The 15,620-nt window shown below is 65.2% G+C and carries 12 protein-coding genes; 8 read left to right on the top strand and 4 right to left on the bottom strand.

Annotated elements, in window-relative coordinates; genetic code table 11:
• The first annotated feature begins 23 nt into the window (after positions 1-23).
• The gene (locus tag ACP15D_RS14505) at positions 24-872 is read left to right on the top strand and encodes a fumarylacetoacetate hydrolase family protein (protein ID WP_424958152.1); all 849 of its coding nucleotides are present in this window, start codon (positions 24-26) and stop codon (positions 870-872) included.
• A 234-nt stretch (positions 873-1,106) separates the two neighbouring features.
• Here the strand turns inward: ACP15D_RS14505 and ACP15D_RS14510 are convergent, their stop codons facing one another.
• The 3 genes from ACP15D_RS14510 to ACP15D_RS14520 all read right to left on the bottom strand — a co-directional run bounded on the left by ACP15D_RS14510 (position 1,107) and on the right by ACP15D_RS14520 (position 7,422).
• Positions 1,107-2,453 (bottom strand): vWA domain-containing protein, encoded by a 1,347-nt coding sequence (locus ACP15D_RS14510; protein WP_424958153.1) that lies wholly within the window; start codon positions 2,451-2,453, stop codon positions 1,107-1,109.
• 167 nt (positions 2,454-2,620) lie between these two features.
• The gene (locus ACP15D_RS14515) at positions 2,621-5,872 is read right to left on the bottom strand and encodes a hypothetical protein (RefSeq protein WP_424958154.1); all 3,252 of its coding nucleotides are present in this window, start codon (positions 5,870-5,872) and stop codon (positions 2,621-2,623) included.
• Between the two features lie 287 nt (positions 5,873-6,159).
• Entirely contained in the window at positions 6,160-7,422 is a 1,263-nt protein-coding gene (locus ACP15D_RS14520; RefSeq protein ID WP_424958155.1) for a thiolase family protein, read from the bottom strand.
• Between the two features lie 121 nt (positions 7,423-7,543).
• Between ACP15D_RS14520 and ACP15D_RS14525 the strand changes: the two genes are divergently transcribed.
• The 6 genes from ACP15D_RS14525 (at position 7,544) to ACP15D_RS14550 (ending at position 12,538) form a co-directional block, all read left to right on the top strand.
• Entirely contained in the window at positions 7,544-8,044 is a 501-nt protein-coding gene (locus ACP15D_RS14525; RefSeq protein ID WP_424958156.1) for a transcriptional repressor, read from the top strand.
• A 7-nt stretch (positions 8,045-8,051) separates the two neighbouring features.
• A complete protein-coding gene (locus ACP15D_RS14530) occupies positions 8,052-8,954 on the top strand; it encodes an ATP-binding cassette domain-containing protein (protein WP_424958157.1) in 903 nt (300 codons plus the stop codon).
• Complete coding sequence (locus ACP15D_RS14535) at positions 8,954-9,763, top strand: metal ABC transporter permease (RefSeq protein WP_424958158.1); 810 nt, start codon at positions 8,954-8,956, stop codon at positions 9,761-9,763. The genes ACP15D_RS14530 and ACP15D_RS14535 overlap by 1 nt, the downstream gene beginning before the upstream one ends.
• Before the next feature lie 80 nt (positions 9,764-9,843).
• Entirely contained in the window at positions 9,844-11,145 is a 1,302-nt protein-coding gene (gene ispG / locus ACP15D_RS14540) for a flavodoxin-dependent (E)-4-hydroxy-3-methylbut-2-enyl-diphosphate synthase (RefSeq protein WP_424958159.1), read from the top strand.
• Positions 11,146-11,175: 30 nt separating this feature from the next.
• Positions 11,176-11,685: a histidine kinase gene (locus ACP15D_RS14545; RefSeq protein ID WP_424958160.1), complete on the top strand. Its 510-nt coding sequence runs from the start codon at positions 11,176-11,178 to the stop codon at positions 11,683-11,685.
• Positions 11,686-11,845: 160 nt separating this feature from the next.
• Positions 11,846-12,538: an outer membrane protein gene (locus tag ACP15D_RS14550; protein WP_424958161.1), complete on the top strand. Its 693-nt coding sequence runs from the start codon at positions 11,846-11,848 to the stop codon at positions 12,536-12,538.
• 181 nt (positions 12,539-12,719) lie between these two features.
• Here the strand turns inward: ACP15D_RS14550 and ACP15D_RS14555 are convergent, their stop codons facing one another.
• Positions 12,720-13,619 carry a polyprenyl synthetase family protein gene (locus tag ACP15D_RS14555; protein ID WP_424958162.1) on the bottom strand — a complete coding sequence of 300 codons (900 nt, stop codon included), beginning with the start codon at positions 13,617-13,619 and terminating at the stop codon, positions 12,720-12,722.
• Positions 13,620-13,713: 94 nt separating this feature from the next.
• Between ACP15D_RS14555 and mtgA the strand changes: the two genes are divergently transcribed.
• Positions 13,714-15,600, top strand: a complete 1,887-nt coding sequence (gene mtgA / locus ACP15D_RS14560) for a monofunctional biosynthetic peptidoglycan transglycosylase (protein ID WP_424958163.1) — start codon at positions 13,714-13,716, stop codon at positions 15,598-15,600.
• Positions 15,601-15,620 lie beyond the last annotated feature (20 nt).

Genomic DNA, 15,620 nt, shown 5'->3' on the forward strand with positions numbered 1-15,620 from the left:
ATCTCACCAGCGAGCGCCGATCCATGAAGCTTGTGCGTTTTGGCCAGCCCGGCAGCGAGAAGCCCGGGCTCATCGACAGCCAGGGCAACATCCGTGACCTTTCCGCCCATGTGAGCGATTTCGCCGGCGCAGCGCTTTCCCCCGCCTCGCTCGACAAGCTGCGCGCCATCGACCCGGCGAGCCTTCCGCTCGTTCCGGCCGGCGTGCGCATCGGCGCCCCCGTCGCCGGCACGCGCAACTTCATCGCTATCGGCCTCAACTACGCCGATCACGCCAAGGAGACGAACCAGGAGATCCCGGCCGAGCCGATCCTGTTCAACAAGGCGCCCAACTGCATCGTCGGACCCAACGACGACATCATGTACCCCAAGGACGCGCGCCACATGGACTGGGAGGTGGAGATCGCCTTCGTCGTCGGCACCAGGGCGCGCTACGTCGAAGAGAAGGACGCCATGGCGCACATCGCCGGCTTCTGCCTCTGCAATGACGTCTCCGAGCGCCGCTTCCAGGTGAAGCACGCCGGCCAGTGGGTGAAGGGCAAATCCGCGGAGACATTCGGCCCGCTCGGGCCTTTCCTCGCGACACCGGACGAGATCGCCGACGTGCAGAACCTCGCCATGTCACTCGACGTCAACGGCGAGCGCAAGCAGACCGGCTCCACCTCGACGATGATCTTCTCGATCCCGTTCCTGCTCGCCTACATCTCGCGCTTCATGGTCCTCGACCCCGGCGACGTGGTGACGACCGGCACCCCGCCCGGCGTCGGCTCCGCCAAGAAGCCGCCTGAGTACCTGAAAGCGGGCGATGAGCTTTTGCTTCGCGTCGAAGGCCTCGGCGAGCAGCGCTCCAAGGTCATCCCCTTCCAGCCCTGATCACTCTGTCATCCCGGGCGACGCGAGCACCGCGAGCGAGACCCGGGACCAGCGTGCCTCGTCAGCATGGCAGCGATGCTGCCATGCTCAGGCGCCAAGGGCGCCCAGCGAAGTCGCTCCGATCGCCCGAGCGTCTCAGCGAGGGCGTGAATCGGCAGCGCAATAGTGGCGCGGACCTCAACTCGCGCAACGCCAGCCGTAGGCAAAGCTTCCCTCAGCTTGTGTCACCCAGACTTAATAAGCCTGCTGCACCTTGGCCTTGTGCTGATTGGAGCGCATGGATTTGCGCGTCCGTCCCCAGGCGTCTTCATCGAGGTTGTTCGCGGCCTCGATGCTCTGCTTCTCCAGATCGCTCAGCCCTTTGATCGACGATGTCGCCGCCGGAGCTGCCCCGGAGGAATAGGTATCGCGCGACCGCTTCAGATACAGCGCGTTGTCCTCCAGAACTTTGCGCGCTCCGGTGATGTCGCCCTTGTCGCGCAGCTCGACCGCCTTCTCGCTCTGTTCGGTCGCTATCTGCTGTGTCACCTGGCTCATCACCGTCTTGTTGAGGCTGTCGTCGATCTCCTTCGCATTGCTAGAAAAGCGCACCGTCGGCTTGGCCTCCGCCTCGGCCGCCTTGCCGCTGTCGAGATCGGTATAAGTGACGCGCACGTCGGCAACGTCGGCCGCGCCTTCGCCGTGCGTATCGGCGCCGTCCATCTCGATCACCACATAGCGCTCGTTCGATGCCTGCAGCTGATTGAGCTTCAACGTCACCTTGTCGCCCTCGATGCTGCCGTCGCGGCCGAGGATGCGCTTCGGCGTGAAGCCGCTCTTGCACTCGATGATGATGGTGATGTCGCGCGCTGAAACCGACAGCGCATCGCCAAATTCGCGATCGAATATTTCCGCAAGGTCGCCCGGCCGCTCTACAAAAGCGTGATTGCCGTCCGACGCCGCAGCCAGCCGCTGCATCAGGTCCTCGTTGTAATCGAGCCCGAGGCCGATGGTGGAAACCGAGATGCCCTTTGCCGCGAGTTTGCGCCCCAGCCTGGCGAGATCGCTCGGCTGCGACGGCCCGACGTTCGCAAGACCGTCCGACAGCAGCACCACGCGGTTGACGCCGTTGTCCGCCAGGTATTCTTCGACTTGCCGGCCGCCTTCCTCGACGCCTGCATAGAGCGCCGTCGTCCCGCTGGCCTGCAGCTTGTCGATGGCCGCGGTGAGCCGCTCGGCATCGCGTAACGGAGCCGCCGGAGACAGCACGTCGACATTGTGGTTGTAGGCAACGAGTGCGATCCTGTCGTCTGCGGAAAGCCGTTTCAGCGCCACCCGCGCGCCTTCTTGCGCGGCCTCGATCCGCTTGCCCTGCATCGAGCCGGACCGGTCGATCACGATGGCCGCGTTAATCGGCGTGCGCCGCTCGCGCTTCTCAGCGGCAAGGCCCTTGAGGCTCAAGCGCAGGTAGACCGTTCCGGGCTTGTTGGCGGAAATGACGCTCTGACCAAGTTCGGCGTCGATTTTCACTTCGCCTGCCCGCGCACTCATCAGCGGAGCGGCCAGCGCAATGGTGAGCGCCGCGTATCGCATTATCGACATCGCAATATCTCCTCGCCTTTGAAAATGTGCGCGCAACTTAAATCGCGCGCGCGGCAGAAGCGGGCAGGTGCGATGGCGAAACGGGGCCGATGCAATGGCCGAAAAAAGTAGAGCGCCCCGCATTGCTCATGCGCAACAGGGGGCGCTCCATTGTCGTTTGTCGTGCGTTACTGCAGCATCGAGCTCGAGCCGGCCGCGACACGCGCTTCGGCATGCTGCGCCGCCGTGATGCTCGTGCCGAGCCGCCGCCAAGCTGCCTCGTCGGCACGTGAGTTGGCCTGGAAGGCTTCGAACAGCGCCCGCGAGATTTCCAGTAGTGACTGCTGATCCGCGGTGAGCGCGCCGCCGCCCGCATCCGGCTCCAGCTTTTCGACGATATCGCGCAGCACCAATTCGAACGGGCCGTTCGGCAGCAGCATCAGCACCGGCCAGTGCTGATCCAGCTCCTGATAGGCATCGTCCAGCATGTGCCGCTCCCAGCTCGAATGCGGCTGCAGCGTGCTCTTGATCATAGAATAGGCTTCATCGAACGAAAGCCGTGCTTCGTCGTCCCTCGTGCGCAACAGCGCGTCGAGCGATCCGTGCGCCCGGCGTGCGCGATTGAAGGCTTCATTAGCCGCAATCGCCGCCATGTGCGCGCTCCCCGAAACCCGCTCCCACGCTTCCGGCCTTAGGTTGAGCGCTGCCAGAAGCTGTTCGAGGAAGTTGATGCGAATTGCCCTCGTCGTCTCTTCGTTCGCAACCGGCCTGTGCTCCAAGGCCCGCGTCGGTTCGGTCAGCTGCTCCAAAGCCTGTGTCCGCTGCGTCAGAGATCCGCCGAAGCTCGCGCGCTGGGGTGCCGCCCCATTCGTCAGCCGCGGCGCTCCATAGTCGGCCATCAGTGTGCGCGCGCGGATGCGCGCCAACGTCTTATAGAGGTCCTTGTGGATCCAGAATTCGTCGGCGCCCTTGCCGCGCCTTTGCACACGTCCCAGCGTTGCGCCCGCGTTCAGCGTGGAGCGCACTGTACGGCGGTGTTCGTCGATCACCTCCGCAAGGTTGATCTCCGCCGTGAATCCGCGATCCTCATCGATCGGGTGCATGTAGTGCAGCACCGTGTCGGCGTTCTCGTTGATGTTCGGCAGCAGCGCCACGCCGACGAGCTTCTCCAGCTCCGCGATATCGACGTTCGACTTGTCGGCCTCGAACGAGCGCTTCGACACGATCGACAGGAACTCGTAGAGTTCGGCCCGTACCAGGTACCGCCCCGCTGCCTCGTCGTACTCGACGGCGTTGATCGTCGAGCCGGCATTGAGCACGCCGATCACGCGCTGCGCCGTATGCGGGTCGAGCCGCTCCGGACGCACCTCGGCCATGAAGCCCGACGCATTGGTGATAGGTCGCATCGCGTTGAGCGTCGCCTGGGCGTTCTCGAACGTATCGGGAAGCAGCGCATTCTCGACGATCGCTTCGAGTTGCTGCGAGTTGCGTCCCTTCGGCGATGGCACGTCCGCCAGCGGCGAGCGCACCGCATTCGCCCCGAACAGGCCCGTCATGAAGATCAGCGAGTCGATACCGATGGCAATCGCCAGCGCCAGGTACGCCAGTCGGTTACCGTCCTGGAACGCGTTCCACGACACCACGAAGCGATGGGCCTTGTCGTCGCGGTTCATCTCCGCGAACGAGATCTTGGTGCGCAGCTCGTCCGTCTGCTTGCTCGGCAGTCCGCTGTCAGAAAGGCACTTTACCGCAAAGCCGAACAGCGCATCCGTGGAGCGCTGTGCCGCTAGCTTGTCGCCACCGACGCAATTCGCATTGAACGTTTTGGTGCCGCTCTGCAGCGTGAACAGCGATGCCGCCGCTTCGGTCGCCTGCTTGGGATCGCAGTCGATGCCCGATACCTTCGTTTTCGTCACATCGGCCGAGTACATTGCGCTGTAGAGCTGCGAGCAGCGCTGCTGCACCTCCGCGAGCCGATCCGCGCTCGGCGCCTGCCGGAACTCTGCGCGCGCCGTCTCGAACGCCGGCAGCATCCGGCCGGGGTCTGTGCGCTGACCCGCATCCTGGCTGCTCGTGTTCTCTTGCGTCATCTGAATGCGCTGCGACGCGGTCTCTTCCTCGCCCTTGTATTTGGCGAGTTCACCGTCGACGACTGCCAGCTCGCGCTTGATCTGCGAGATGCGCGTTTCCGCCGTGTCGAGCCGCTTCTTGGCGTCTTTGACGCGGTCGTCCTGGATCTTGTACGCCGCCTGCATCTTCGACAGCTCGCCCATGAGCTGCCTATAGACCGGCCCGCGCCCTTCCTTCAGCGTGCCTTCGACACCCTGGCCCTCGGCCATTGCCTCGACGCGCTTGGCATCGATCGCCTTGGCACGATTATCGAGCTCCGATTTCGTCGAGGCATAGTCAGCAGCAAGGGTCGAGCGGTCGGCTTCGAGGCGCGCCAGCTCGTCTGTCAGCGAGGTCTTCTTGCCGGCAAGGCCTGCCTGCCCGCTCTGCGCCGTGGTGATGCGCTCCTGCTGCTCCTTGATGGCGCGGTTGCGCAATTCGATCTGGTCGTTGAAGTACTTCTCGATCTCGCCCGTGGAGCTTTGCGCCGCCGAGGCGAGCCGGTCGAGCTGGCCCTCGTAGGCATGCCAGCCCTCGCTCTGGAACAGCGTCGACGTCTGCTCCAACTCCTGCTTGGCGATCGTGTCGCCGATGTCGGCAATGATGCCGGAAACCTGGTTCGTTGCGCGCAGCTCCGAGACGCGCTCGCGCTGATCCTTCGGGAACACCACGTTGAAGCGGCTGTCGAACGAGAAGAACACCGACGTCGACATACAGGCGAGGAACATCACCCACAGCATCGAGTTCTTCGCCATGATGCGCAGCGCCTGGGCGTACGGCGCCACGATGTCGGTACGCGCGAACACGGTAATGAGACCGAGCACGCCGAACAGCAGTCCGCCCGCGGCCAGCGCCTTGATCCAGTTGTCGGCCTCGATGCCATGCTTCCACTGATAGAAGGAGACGGCCGCGCCGAGCAGCACCACGGCAAGGCCGACCACCACCACCAGCGGCGCCGTCACCCGCGCGTAGCCGCCGCGCGGCACCGAGCTCATACCGGTGGCAAAACTTTCGCCGATCAGCCACGCCACGATCAGCATGACGCCGTGAATGCCGAACGTGAACATCAGTGACAGCACCGGTTCGCCGGTGAAGTTCGTCATGCCGTCCCAGGTGGTCCAGCCGCCGGCCAGCGACAGCACGATCGCCGCCGTTCCCAGCATCGCCAGCTGCCAGTTTGAGAAGAAGATGTCCTCGATCACCCGCCATAGCCGCGGGCCCACCTTGAACAAGGCGATCAGCGCGGCGATCACCAGCACGCCGAGAAGGATGCTGCGCGCGTATGCGGCCGGGTTGGCCATCACCGCGTCGAAAGTCTGTTTCACGTCCATCTGCATATCCCGCTCAACCGGCCGATGCCGGACAATCCGTCGCCGCGTCGCCTCGTTGCGGCGCAAAGGTCACGCGACGATGCAGGATGACCACAGCTCCTGGCCACTTCGGGGCAGGATTGCGGCGATCCCATGCACTTGGATGTTGTTACGGGTGTCCGAGTGGCCGGGACGTCCAGCGCGCGCTCTAGCGAGATTTGGGCAGAGGCCGATGTAAATGCAAGCGTAACGTTAATTTGGGTACTTCGCCGCCCGCGGCGGGCAGGGGTATGGGGCGAGCGGTCGCGTCAGACCGCTTCGAAAAGTGCGGCAATACCCATGCCGCCCGCCACGCCCAGCGTCGCAATGCCCAGCGAGGGGCCTTTGCTTTCACCGCGCGCCATCCGCGTGAACAGCCGCGTCACCAGCACCGAGCTCGCCGCCGCGAACGGATGCCCGCGCGCGATCGCCCCGCCATCGGCGTTGACGATGTCCTCGTCGAGCTCGAGGCTGCGCACCAGCGCGATGGCCTGCGCCGCCGAGGACTCGCTCATCTCGATCGCGCCGATGTCGGATGCCTTGTAGCCGCGGTATCCGGCCTTCAACTTCCTCATCGCCTCGATCGGCGCCGCAGCCTCGTCGTCGGGCGAGGTACCGCGCGTCGCATGCGCAAGCAGCCGCAAGCCCCGTGGCTTGCCGAGTGATGACCACACCTCGTGCGATACGACGACTGCGACCGCGGCTCCATCGTGCAGCGTCGAGGTATTGCCTGGCGTCAGTGTTCCATCCGGCGGCAGATAGGGCGCCAGTTGCGCCAAGTCCTTGAAGTCCGGCGCCGACGAACTCTGATCGCGCGCTTCCTCGGGGTTGGAGCGAATGGGCGCAATCTCGCCGACGAAGCGCTTTTTCTCGCGCGCTTGTTCCGCCTTGAGATAGGAGCGCAAAGTATAAGCGTCCTGATCGGCGCGGCTGATGCCGAGGCGCGCCGCAAGCGCTTCGCTCGATTCAAGATGCAGTGGCCCGTCGCGCTCATCGACCGAGCCTGGGTCATAGCTCAGGAAGCGCGGAAGCTGTTGCAGGCTGCGCGGCTTGGCGACACGCCACGGCGCCATCGAGATTGCCTCCGCACCGCCGGCAACGATCGCGCGGGATTCTCCTAGGGATACTGCGCGCGCGGCCGCCACGATGGCATCGAGACCCGAGCCGCATTGCCGGTCGATCGTCGCCGCCGGCGTGGTCTCCGGCAGCCCGGCAGCCAGTGCGATCAGCCGCGCTGGGTTGCCGCCCTCCGAAGCGTTGCCGACGATCAACTCGTCAACCTGCGCCGGATCAACGCCACTATCTTGCAGTGCAACGCCGATCAGCGGAGCGCAAAGCTCTTCCAGGCGCCGGCTTTTGTGCAGTCCACCGATGCGACCGATGGCTGTCCGCCGTGCCGCGATAATATACGCGGATTGAGAAGGCATATTTTCTATTTGGGGCTCTCGGAGATTGAATACGTTAGAGAGCGAACGTTGGCGCCCCATCGGCGCCGGCTCCCGACTTCCTTCCGGTACTGCTAGCAACCACATGAAGTTGGCGGAAAAGGGATCACTATCGGGTAGGTTTATGATCCCTTTCCCGTATGCCTCCTATGCTCGCGAAAGCCGGTGGTATAGAGTAACTCGAAATAGAAACGCTCGGGATGAAGCGATGACCGAGGCCACCGCCAAGCAGCAGACGCTGTCGACGACCCAGGCAGAGCGCAAACTGGCGAAAGCCGTCGAACGAGCTAACCAGGCATTCACCGAGAAGAACCTGCGCTTCACCAAGCTTCGCCAGGACGTCTTCGAGGAGATCGCCGCGACACACGCTTCGATCGGCGCCTACGATATCCTCGCCAAGCTGGCCGAGAAGGGCACGCGTCTTGCGCCTATCTCCGTCTACCGCGCCATCGACGCTCTTCTCGAAGCCGGCGTCATTCATCGCCTCGAGAGCAAGAACGCCTTCTTCGCCTGCCGGCGCATGGACCATCGCACCGGCCGCCGCCCGATCTTTCTCTCCTGCGAGAAGTGCAATGCCGTGCAGGAGGTTGACTCCGAGGGCATCTTCGACACCATCGACCGCTTGGCGCGCGACGCCTCGTTCCACCCACGCGTGAAGTTCGTCGAAGTGTCGGGCTTGTGCCGCAACTGCGAGTCTAAGAAGGACTGACCCACCGATGTCGCAGCGCGAAGGACCGGCCGCTCCGGCTCTGGCGCCGTGCGGTCATGGCTCTGGCCATGCCTGCGCACACCGCCATGGCGACGCCAGCCCGCAGCCAGTCGATTCCGTCGCGCTCATTTCTGCGCGCGGCATCTGCGTCTCGCGCCACGGCCGCGACCTGCTCATCGACGTCGACATTGATATCCACGCCCGCGAGATCGTCACCCTCATCGGGCCCAACGGCGCTGGCAAGACCACTCTGGTGCGCGTGCTGCTCGGATTGGAGCGCCCCGACCGCGGCGTGGTGCACCGCCGCCGCGACTTGAGGATCGGCTACGTTCCGCAGCGCTTCGATAGCGACATCGCCATTCCGATGACGGTCGACGGCTTCCTCCGGCTCGGCGGCAGCTATTCCGATACGCACATCAACGAGATACTGGAGCACGTCGACGCTGCCTCGGTGCGTCACCAGCAGCTCGGTGAATTGTCCGGCGGCGAAACGCAACGCGTGCTCCTCGCCCGCGCCCTGCTCCGTCAGCCGAACCTGCTCGTGCTCGACGAGCCGGTGCAGGGCGTGGATTACAGCGGCGAAGCCGACCTCTACAACCTCATCGCGCGCCTGCGCGACGAAGCCGGCTTCGGCGTGCTGCTCGTCTCGCACGATCTGCACATCGTCATGGCGCGTTCCGACCGCGTCATCTGCCTCAACCATCACGTCTGCTGCTCGGGCATGCCCGAAGCGGTGGCGCAGCATCCTTCCTATGGGCGCCTGTTCGGAGCCGAGGCTGCCCGCGCCTTCGCGCTCTATCGCCATCACCACGATCACAGCCACGACCTCGCCGGCATGCCTAAGCCTTCAGCCGCCGACGAGGCCGGCGGAGACGGTGATCCGAGCCGCCCTGCGCGCGGAGACGAATAGTGCTCGAGCCATTCTTTTTGCGCGCTCTCATTGCCAGCCTGGGGCTTGCCGTCGTTGCCGCGCCCCTCGGCTGCTTCGTCGTCTGGCAGCGCATGGCCTACTTCGGCGAGACGGTTGCCCAAGCGGGCCTTATCGGAGTCGCCCTCGGCCTCGCGCTGCAGATGGACGTCACCTGGGGCGTGCTGATTGTCGCGCTCGCCGTCGCAGCACTGCTGCTCTGGTTCTCGCGCCAGAAAGTTGTCGCACTCGATTCCATCCTCGGCCTGCTGCATCACGCAGCCCTCGCCGCCGGCGTCATCGCCACTTCGATGATCAAAGGCGCGCCCGTCGACCTCACCGGCTTCCTCTTCGGCGATGTCTTCGCCGTTACGAGGCAAGACGTTGCCATCATCCTCATCGGCGGCGCCATCGTGCTCGCCATCGTCGCCTGGCTCTGGCAGCCGCTTCTGCGTCTCGCCGTGCATGAGGATCTCGCCGCGGCAGAGGGCGTCGACCGCGAGCTGGTGCGCACCGCTTTTATCGTGCTGCTCGCCGTCGCCATCGCCGTTGCCATGAAGATCGTCGGCATCCTGCTGGTGATGGCATTCCTGGTCGTGCCCGCCGTCGCCGCCCGTCCGCTGTCGCGCACGCCGCAGCGCATGGTCGCCCTGACGGCCCTCATTGCGGCAGGCAGCGTGATGTCTGGCCTGTGGCTCTCCGCCACGTTCGACAGCCCCGGCGGCCCCTCGATCGTGCTGATTATGTCGGTTTTGGCTGGCATCTCACTCAGTTGGGCCTCGCTGAGCCGCGCCAACCGGCCACGTGGATAGTGTGATTTCGGCCGCCCTCTGGCCAACTTGTCGGCGCTGGATTAGGTAGACGGTTGGTTCAACTGGCAGAAACGGCACCCATGCGGGCTTCGCCCACCGATCTCATAGCCGAGAGGCGCCGCACCCACCCCGTCCGTATTGCGGACGTGATCGTTGGCGGCGGCGCGCCTGTCGTGGTCCAGTCGATGACCAACACCGACACGGCCGACATCGAGGCAACGACCGCGCAGGTCGCAGCGCTCGCCAGGACCGGCTCCGAGCTTGTGCGCATCACCGTCGACCGCGATGAGGCCGCCAAGGCCGTACCCCACATCCGCGACCGTCTTGCGCAACGCGGCGTCAGCGTGCCCCTCGTGGGCGACTTCCACTACAACGGCCACACGCTTCTCGCAGATAATCCTGCCGCCGCCGAAGCGCTGGGCAAGTACCGCATCAATCCCGGCAACGTCGGCTTCAAGGACAAGAAGGACCGCCAGTTCGCGGCCATCATCGAGACTGCGTTACGCTTCGCCAAGCCCGTGCGCATCGGCGTCAACTGGGGCTCGCTCGATCAAGAGCTGCTGACGCGCCTGATGGACGAGAACGCCGGCTCTAACGCGCCCAAGGATGCGCGTGCCGTGATGCACGAGGCGATCGTGCAGTCCGCGCTCATCTCCGCGCAGCGCGCCGAGGAGCTCGGCATGACGGCGAACGACATCATCCTCTCCGCCAAGGTTTCTGCTGTGCAGGACCTCGTCGCGGTCTACACGCTGCTCGCCGCACGCAGCCAATATGCACTGCACGTTGGTCTCACCGAAGCGGGTATGGGCTCGAAGGGCATCGTCGCCTCCACCGCCGGCATCGGGCTCCTGCTCCAGTCTGGCATCGGCGACACCATCCGCGTGTCGCTGACACCCGAGCCTGGCGGCGATCGCACGCTCGAAGTGCGCGTCGCCCAGGAAATCCTGCAATCGATGGGCTTGCGTTCATTCATGCCTATCGTCACCGCGTGCCCCGGCTGCGGTCGCACCACGTCGACGGTGTTCCAGCAGCTCGCGCGCAACGTCCAGGACATGATCCGCGACCGCATCCCCGAATGGCGCACGCGCTATCCCGGCGTCGAGACGCTCAATTTCGCGGTCATGGGCTGCATCGTGAACGGCCCTGGCGAATCGAAGCAAGCGGACATCGGCATCTCGCTGCCCGGAACCGGCGAAGCACCCGCCGCCCCCGTCTTCATTGACGGAAAGAAGGTGACAACTCTCCGCGGTCCCAACATTGCCGCTGAATTCCAGCAGCTCGTGGAAGACTATATCGAGCGTCGATTCGGTGGCGGGGGCCACAAGCAAGCCGGCGCCACAGAAGAGACCGAAGCGTCGACTGAAGAACGTCACACGGCCTAGAGGCGCGGTCGTGCATTGGGGGAAACGACAATGAAGACCAAAACACCCGCATTGCGCTGCGCTTTGCACATCGGCCCCGTGGGTGCCTTCGCGCTTCTTCTCGCGGCGTGCTCCGGCTCGTCCGTTCCCGATGTCGATCGCGTATTCCTGTCAGCTGCAGGCAACTGGGATCGCAACCGCGACGGCATCGTCACCTGCGATGAATGGAAGGCCTACGCCGGCGAACTCTTCGACGCCGCTGATACCAACCGCGACGGCGCACTCGATAGCGCCGAATACGCCAAGGTGATTTCCATCGATCGCATGTTCGAGACGGCCGACTTCAGCTACTACGACGGCAACAAGGACGGCAAAGTCGACCGCATGGAATTTGTCGAACGGCCAAACCGGGCGTTTGCCCTGCTCGACAAGAACAACGAATGCAGACTGTCGGCGAACCAGGTCGCGGGCGCGCGTGCTCATAGCGAGCAGATCTTCGATAACAAGAAGAGCGAATCCGGCGATCCGCGCGAAAAGAAGACGCCGGGCCTGCCAAACTAGCTGACGGTCAAAGTTCTTCCCTGATTTCGACTCTCCTTCGCCAAGCTTAGGCCATTGGAGCTGCATAGCTTTATGGCCTTGCCCGCGCACGAGACGGGAACCTGCGCGCTTCTCTGAACGTTAAGAGCGCAATCGTCATCAGACGAACGGGGATCTAATCATGAATAAGCTGCTGCTTGCCGGCCTCGCCGCTGGCGCATGGACGACCTGCGCTTCCGCCGCGGACCTGGGACCGTATACGCCACCACCGCCGCGCGCTGAGCCGATCTACGAGCCGGTGCGCGAGCACAACGCGTGGAATTGGCAAGGCCTCTACTTCGGCGCCAACGCTGGCTACGGCTGGGGCAACGATAACTCCGCCTACTACAATGGCGCGAGCGGCTCGCTGAACCCGAGCGGTTGGTATGGCGGTGGCCAGATCGGCTACAACGCGCAGTTCAACTGGCTCGTGCTCGGCATGGAAGCCGACCTGCAGGGCGCTGACATCAGCGACTCGACGTCGCTCAACAGCGGCTTCGCCAACGTGCAGACCGACATCGACTGGTTCTCGACGGTGCGCGGCCGCATCGGTTACGCCGCTGGCTCGACGCTGGTCTACTTCACAGGCGGCTGGGCCTTCGCCGATCTCAATCAGAGCATCACGACGCCAAGCGTTTCGATGAGTAAGGACGAGATCGCCTCGGGCTACACGTTGGGCGGCGGCATGGAATGGAAGTTCGCACCGAACTGGTCCCTCAAGACCGAATATCTCTATGTCGATCTAGGCGAACAGACGCTGTCGGGCCCGTCCGGCACCTACACCACCGACACCGACTTCCACACCGTGCGCGCAGGCGTCAACTTCCACTTCTGACCCGGCCACGATGGTTCAATTCGAAGGCGCCCACCCGGGCGCCTTCTTGCTTTCAGCTAAGACCGCATGCCGCGAAGCGGCAAGGCGCCAAAGGCGCCCGGCGCCAGCGCCGGATGTCATCTTGCGCGACGCTCGCCGCACACAACGCTCTTCACCGCTGGTGTCAGCCAAAAAACAAAAGCTATCTCTCACGCGCCGCTGTGAAGCGCGCCGCCTCGATCAGCGTTGCGGCCTTATCGCCGAACGGCGCTAGCTCGCGCTCGGCGCCGCGCACAGCGTCTTCGAGCCTCGCGCGCGCCGCCTCGATCCCGAGCAGCGACACGAGCGTCGCCTTTCCCGCAGCATGGTCCTTGCCCGTCGCTTTGCCGACCGTTTCGGCGTCGCCTTCGGCATCGAGCAGATCGTCGGCAATCTGGAAGGCCAGCCCAAGATGCTCGCCATAGCGCCTGACCGCCGCGCGTTCTTCGCCTGTCGCCCCGCCCAGAACGGCGCCGGCCTCGCACGCTGCCGCAAGCAGGGCACCGGTTTTCAGCGCCTGCAGCCGCTGCACATGCACGACTTTTGGAGCCGCCGGTTCACCTCGCTTTTCGGCGGCAAGATCCAGCATTTGACCGAGCACCATCCCGCGGCCACCGGCCGCGTGCGCGAGCAGCCGCGTGAGCTCCGACCGTACCGCAGGATCGGGGTGGGTTTCCTGACGCGCCATGATTTCGAAAGCGAGCGTCAGCAGGGCGTCGCCGGCCAGTATGGCGGTCCATTCGTCGAACGCTTTGTGCACCGTCGGACGCCCGCGTCTCAGGTCGTCGTCGTCCATCGCTGGCAGATCATCGTGCGCCAGAGAATAGCAGTGGACGCACTCGAAGGCCGCACCTGCGTCCACGGCCTTGTCCGGGATCACCCCAAAAAGCCCTGCTGTTTCAACGACCAGAAACGGCCGGAAGCGCTTGCCGCCTCCAAGCAGTGCGTGCTCCATCGCATCAGCGAGGCGTTCGCCCTTTTCCGGCCCGCATTCTGCGAGCAATTCGGAAAGGCGCTGCTCGATAAGGCCCGCTGCAGCGCCGAGCCTTTGCATGAACGTCATTCTCAGAGTACCTAGTGGCCGGGCCAGGCCGCCGGCGCCCTTCGGCGCAGGCGACACGCGAGCGGATACAGCATCGGGGCGATGCAAGCAAAGTATGGACAGGTCCGATCCTCAGCGCCCGCGACCCGGCAACAAGGCAGATGCCGACGCCGAGGCGCAAAAGCCCTCCGGCGAGCGACAGCACTCTGAGGCAACGCCCGATGAGACGGCGCCGGTCCAGGATCCGGCCCGCTTCGGAGAGTCGGAAGCGGATGCAGCCGAACGCGCCTATTTCGATCATTTGGAACGCGACACGACGCAGCCCGTGCGCCGTTATGCCGGTGTGCCGCTCTTCGACCAGCAGACGCGCCCCGCGCCACTGAATAGAGACGCCGCGGCGCCCCCGCCGGCCGATCCGGAGCCGCAGCAAGAGCCGGCTCCAACGCCAGCGCCCGCTGCCGAACCCGAGCGCGAAGCGCCGCCAACCTCGCGCACGTTCGAGCCGCAGCCGTTTGCCGTGCCGCGGCCGTCGGATCGACCGTTGCCGCAGGTGCCGCGCTGGACGGCTCCTTCGCCCCCCGCGCAGGCGGAGCCGCCTTCTGAGCCTGCAGAGGTCGCGCCCGAGCAAACAGCAGCCGAGCCCTCATCTCCTGTCGAGCCTCCGAGCGCGAGCGCTGCACCCGAAACGGAGAGGCAAGACGAAGCCAGCGTCGCAGCCACGCAGCCCGAGCAGTTTCACGAGCAGCCTATCGAGCCCGTCACCCAGCAGGCGTCTCCCGAGCCAGCGTCGCCGTCCGTCCCGGCCGCCTCGGAGTCGCGCGGGACGCTTGGCGCGGAGCCCGGGCGCCAGCCCCACCGACCTCAACCCCAGCCCCAACCCGAGACCACGCCGCAGGCCACGTCCGAGCCCGAGCCGCAACCCACGCTCGCTCCGACGCCCGACGAGAGCGCCCCGCCTCCGCTACCCGCAGAGACGCACGCACCTCAACAGCCTCGCTCGCTGGCACCACGCCCAATCGCCGCGCCGCCGCCGCTGCCGCCGAGGCCGGTCGCCGACCCGCCGCCCGTCGCCCGCGCATCTGAACCGCCGCCGCCTCCCGCGCCCTCTTTTCAGGCGTCACCGCCGGCTCTTCCCGACGATCAGCCGCGCTGGACCACGCCCCGGCAGCCTCAGCCGCCGCCAGCCCCGCGGATGCCCACGCCGGCGCCGCCACCCGTTCCGCGCCCCGACCCATCGTTCGATTTTGCCGTCCGGCCCGTATCCACTGTCGACGCCCAGGCGCCACCTGCTTCGATCGCACCCGGCCGCCGTGATTGGCGCGATCTTGTCCGTCGCGCCGCACACGCCCTTTTCCTCGTATTCGCCGGCTGGTTCATCGCCGTGCTCGTGCTGATCGTCGCCTACCGCTTCATCAACCCGCCGCTCTCCATGCTGATGGCGCAGCGCTTCCTCACGGGCAGTTCGGTCAATAAGCAGTGGGTGCCGATCGATCGCATCTCGCCCAACCTGCAGCGCGCCGTCATCGTCGCAGAGGATGGCCGTTTCTGTCAGCACTGGGGCGTCGACTTCATCGAGGCTGCCAACGCGCTGCGGCGCGCCTCCGACGGCTACCCGCGCGGCGCCAGCACGATAACGATGCAGGTCGCCAAGAACCTGTTTTTGCTGCCGACCAAGAGCTACCTGCGCAAGATGATCGAAATCCCGCTCACCTTCGCGATTGAGCTGGCTTGGCCTAAGCGCCGCATCCTCGAGGTTTATCTGAACATCGTCGAATGGGGCCCCGGCGTGTTCGGCGCCGAGGCGGCCGCGCGCGCCCATTTCGGCCGCTCCGCCGCGAGCCTCACCCCACGTCAGGCGGCCCAGCTTGCGGCAGTCCTGCCCAACCCGATCGTCCGCGATGCCGGCTCGCCCGGACCCCGCACCGCCCGCAAGGCTTCGGTCATCCAATCCCGCGCCGCCCGGGCCCGTTCGGCTTCGGCCTGCGTCGACATCCAGCGTTAACGCTTAGCTTGCCTCTGGCA

Origin of the sequence: Hyphomicrobium sp. 1Nfss2.1 (assembly GCF_965243865.1) — a bacterium.
Lineage (GTDB): Bacteria > Pseudomonadota > Alphaproteobacteria > Rhizobiales > Hyphomicrobiaceae > Hyphomicrobium_A.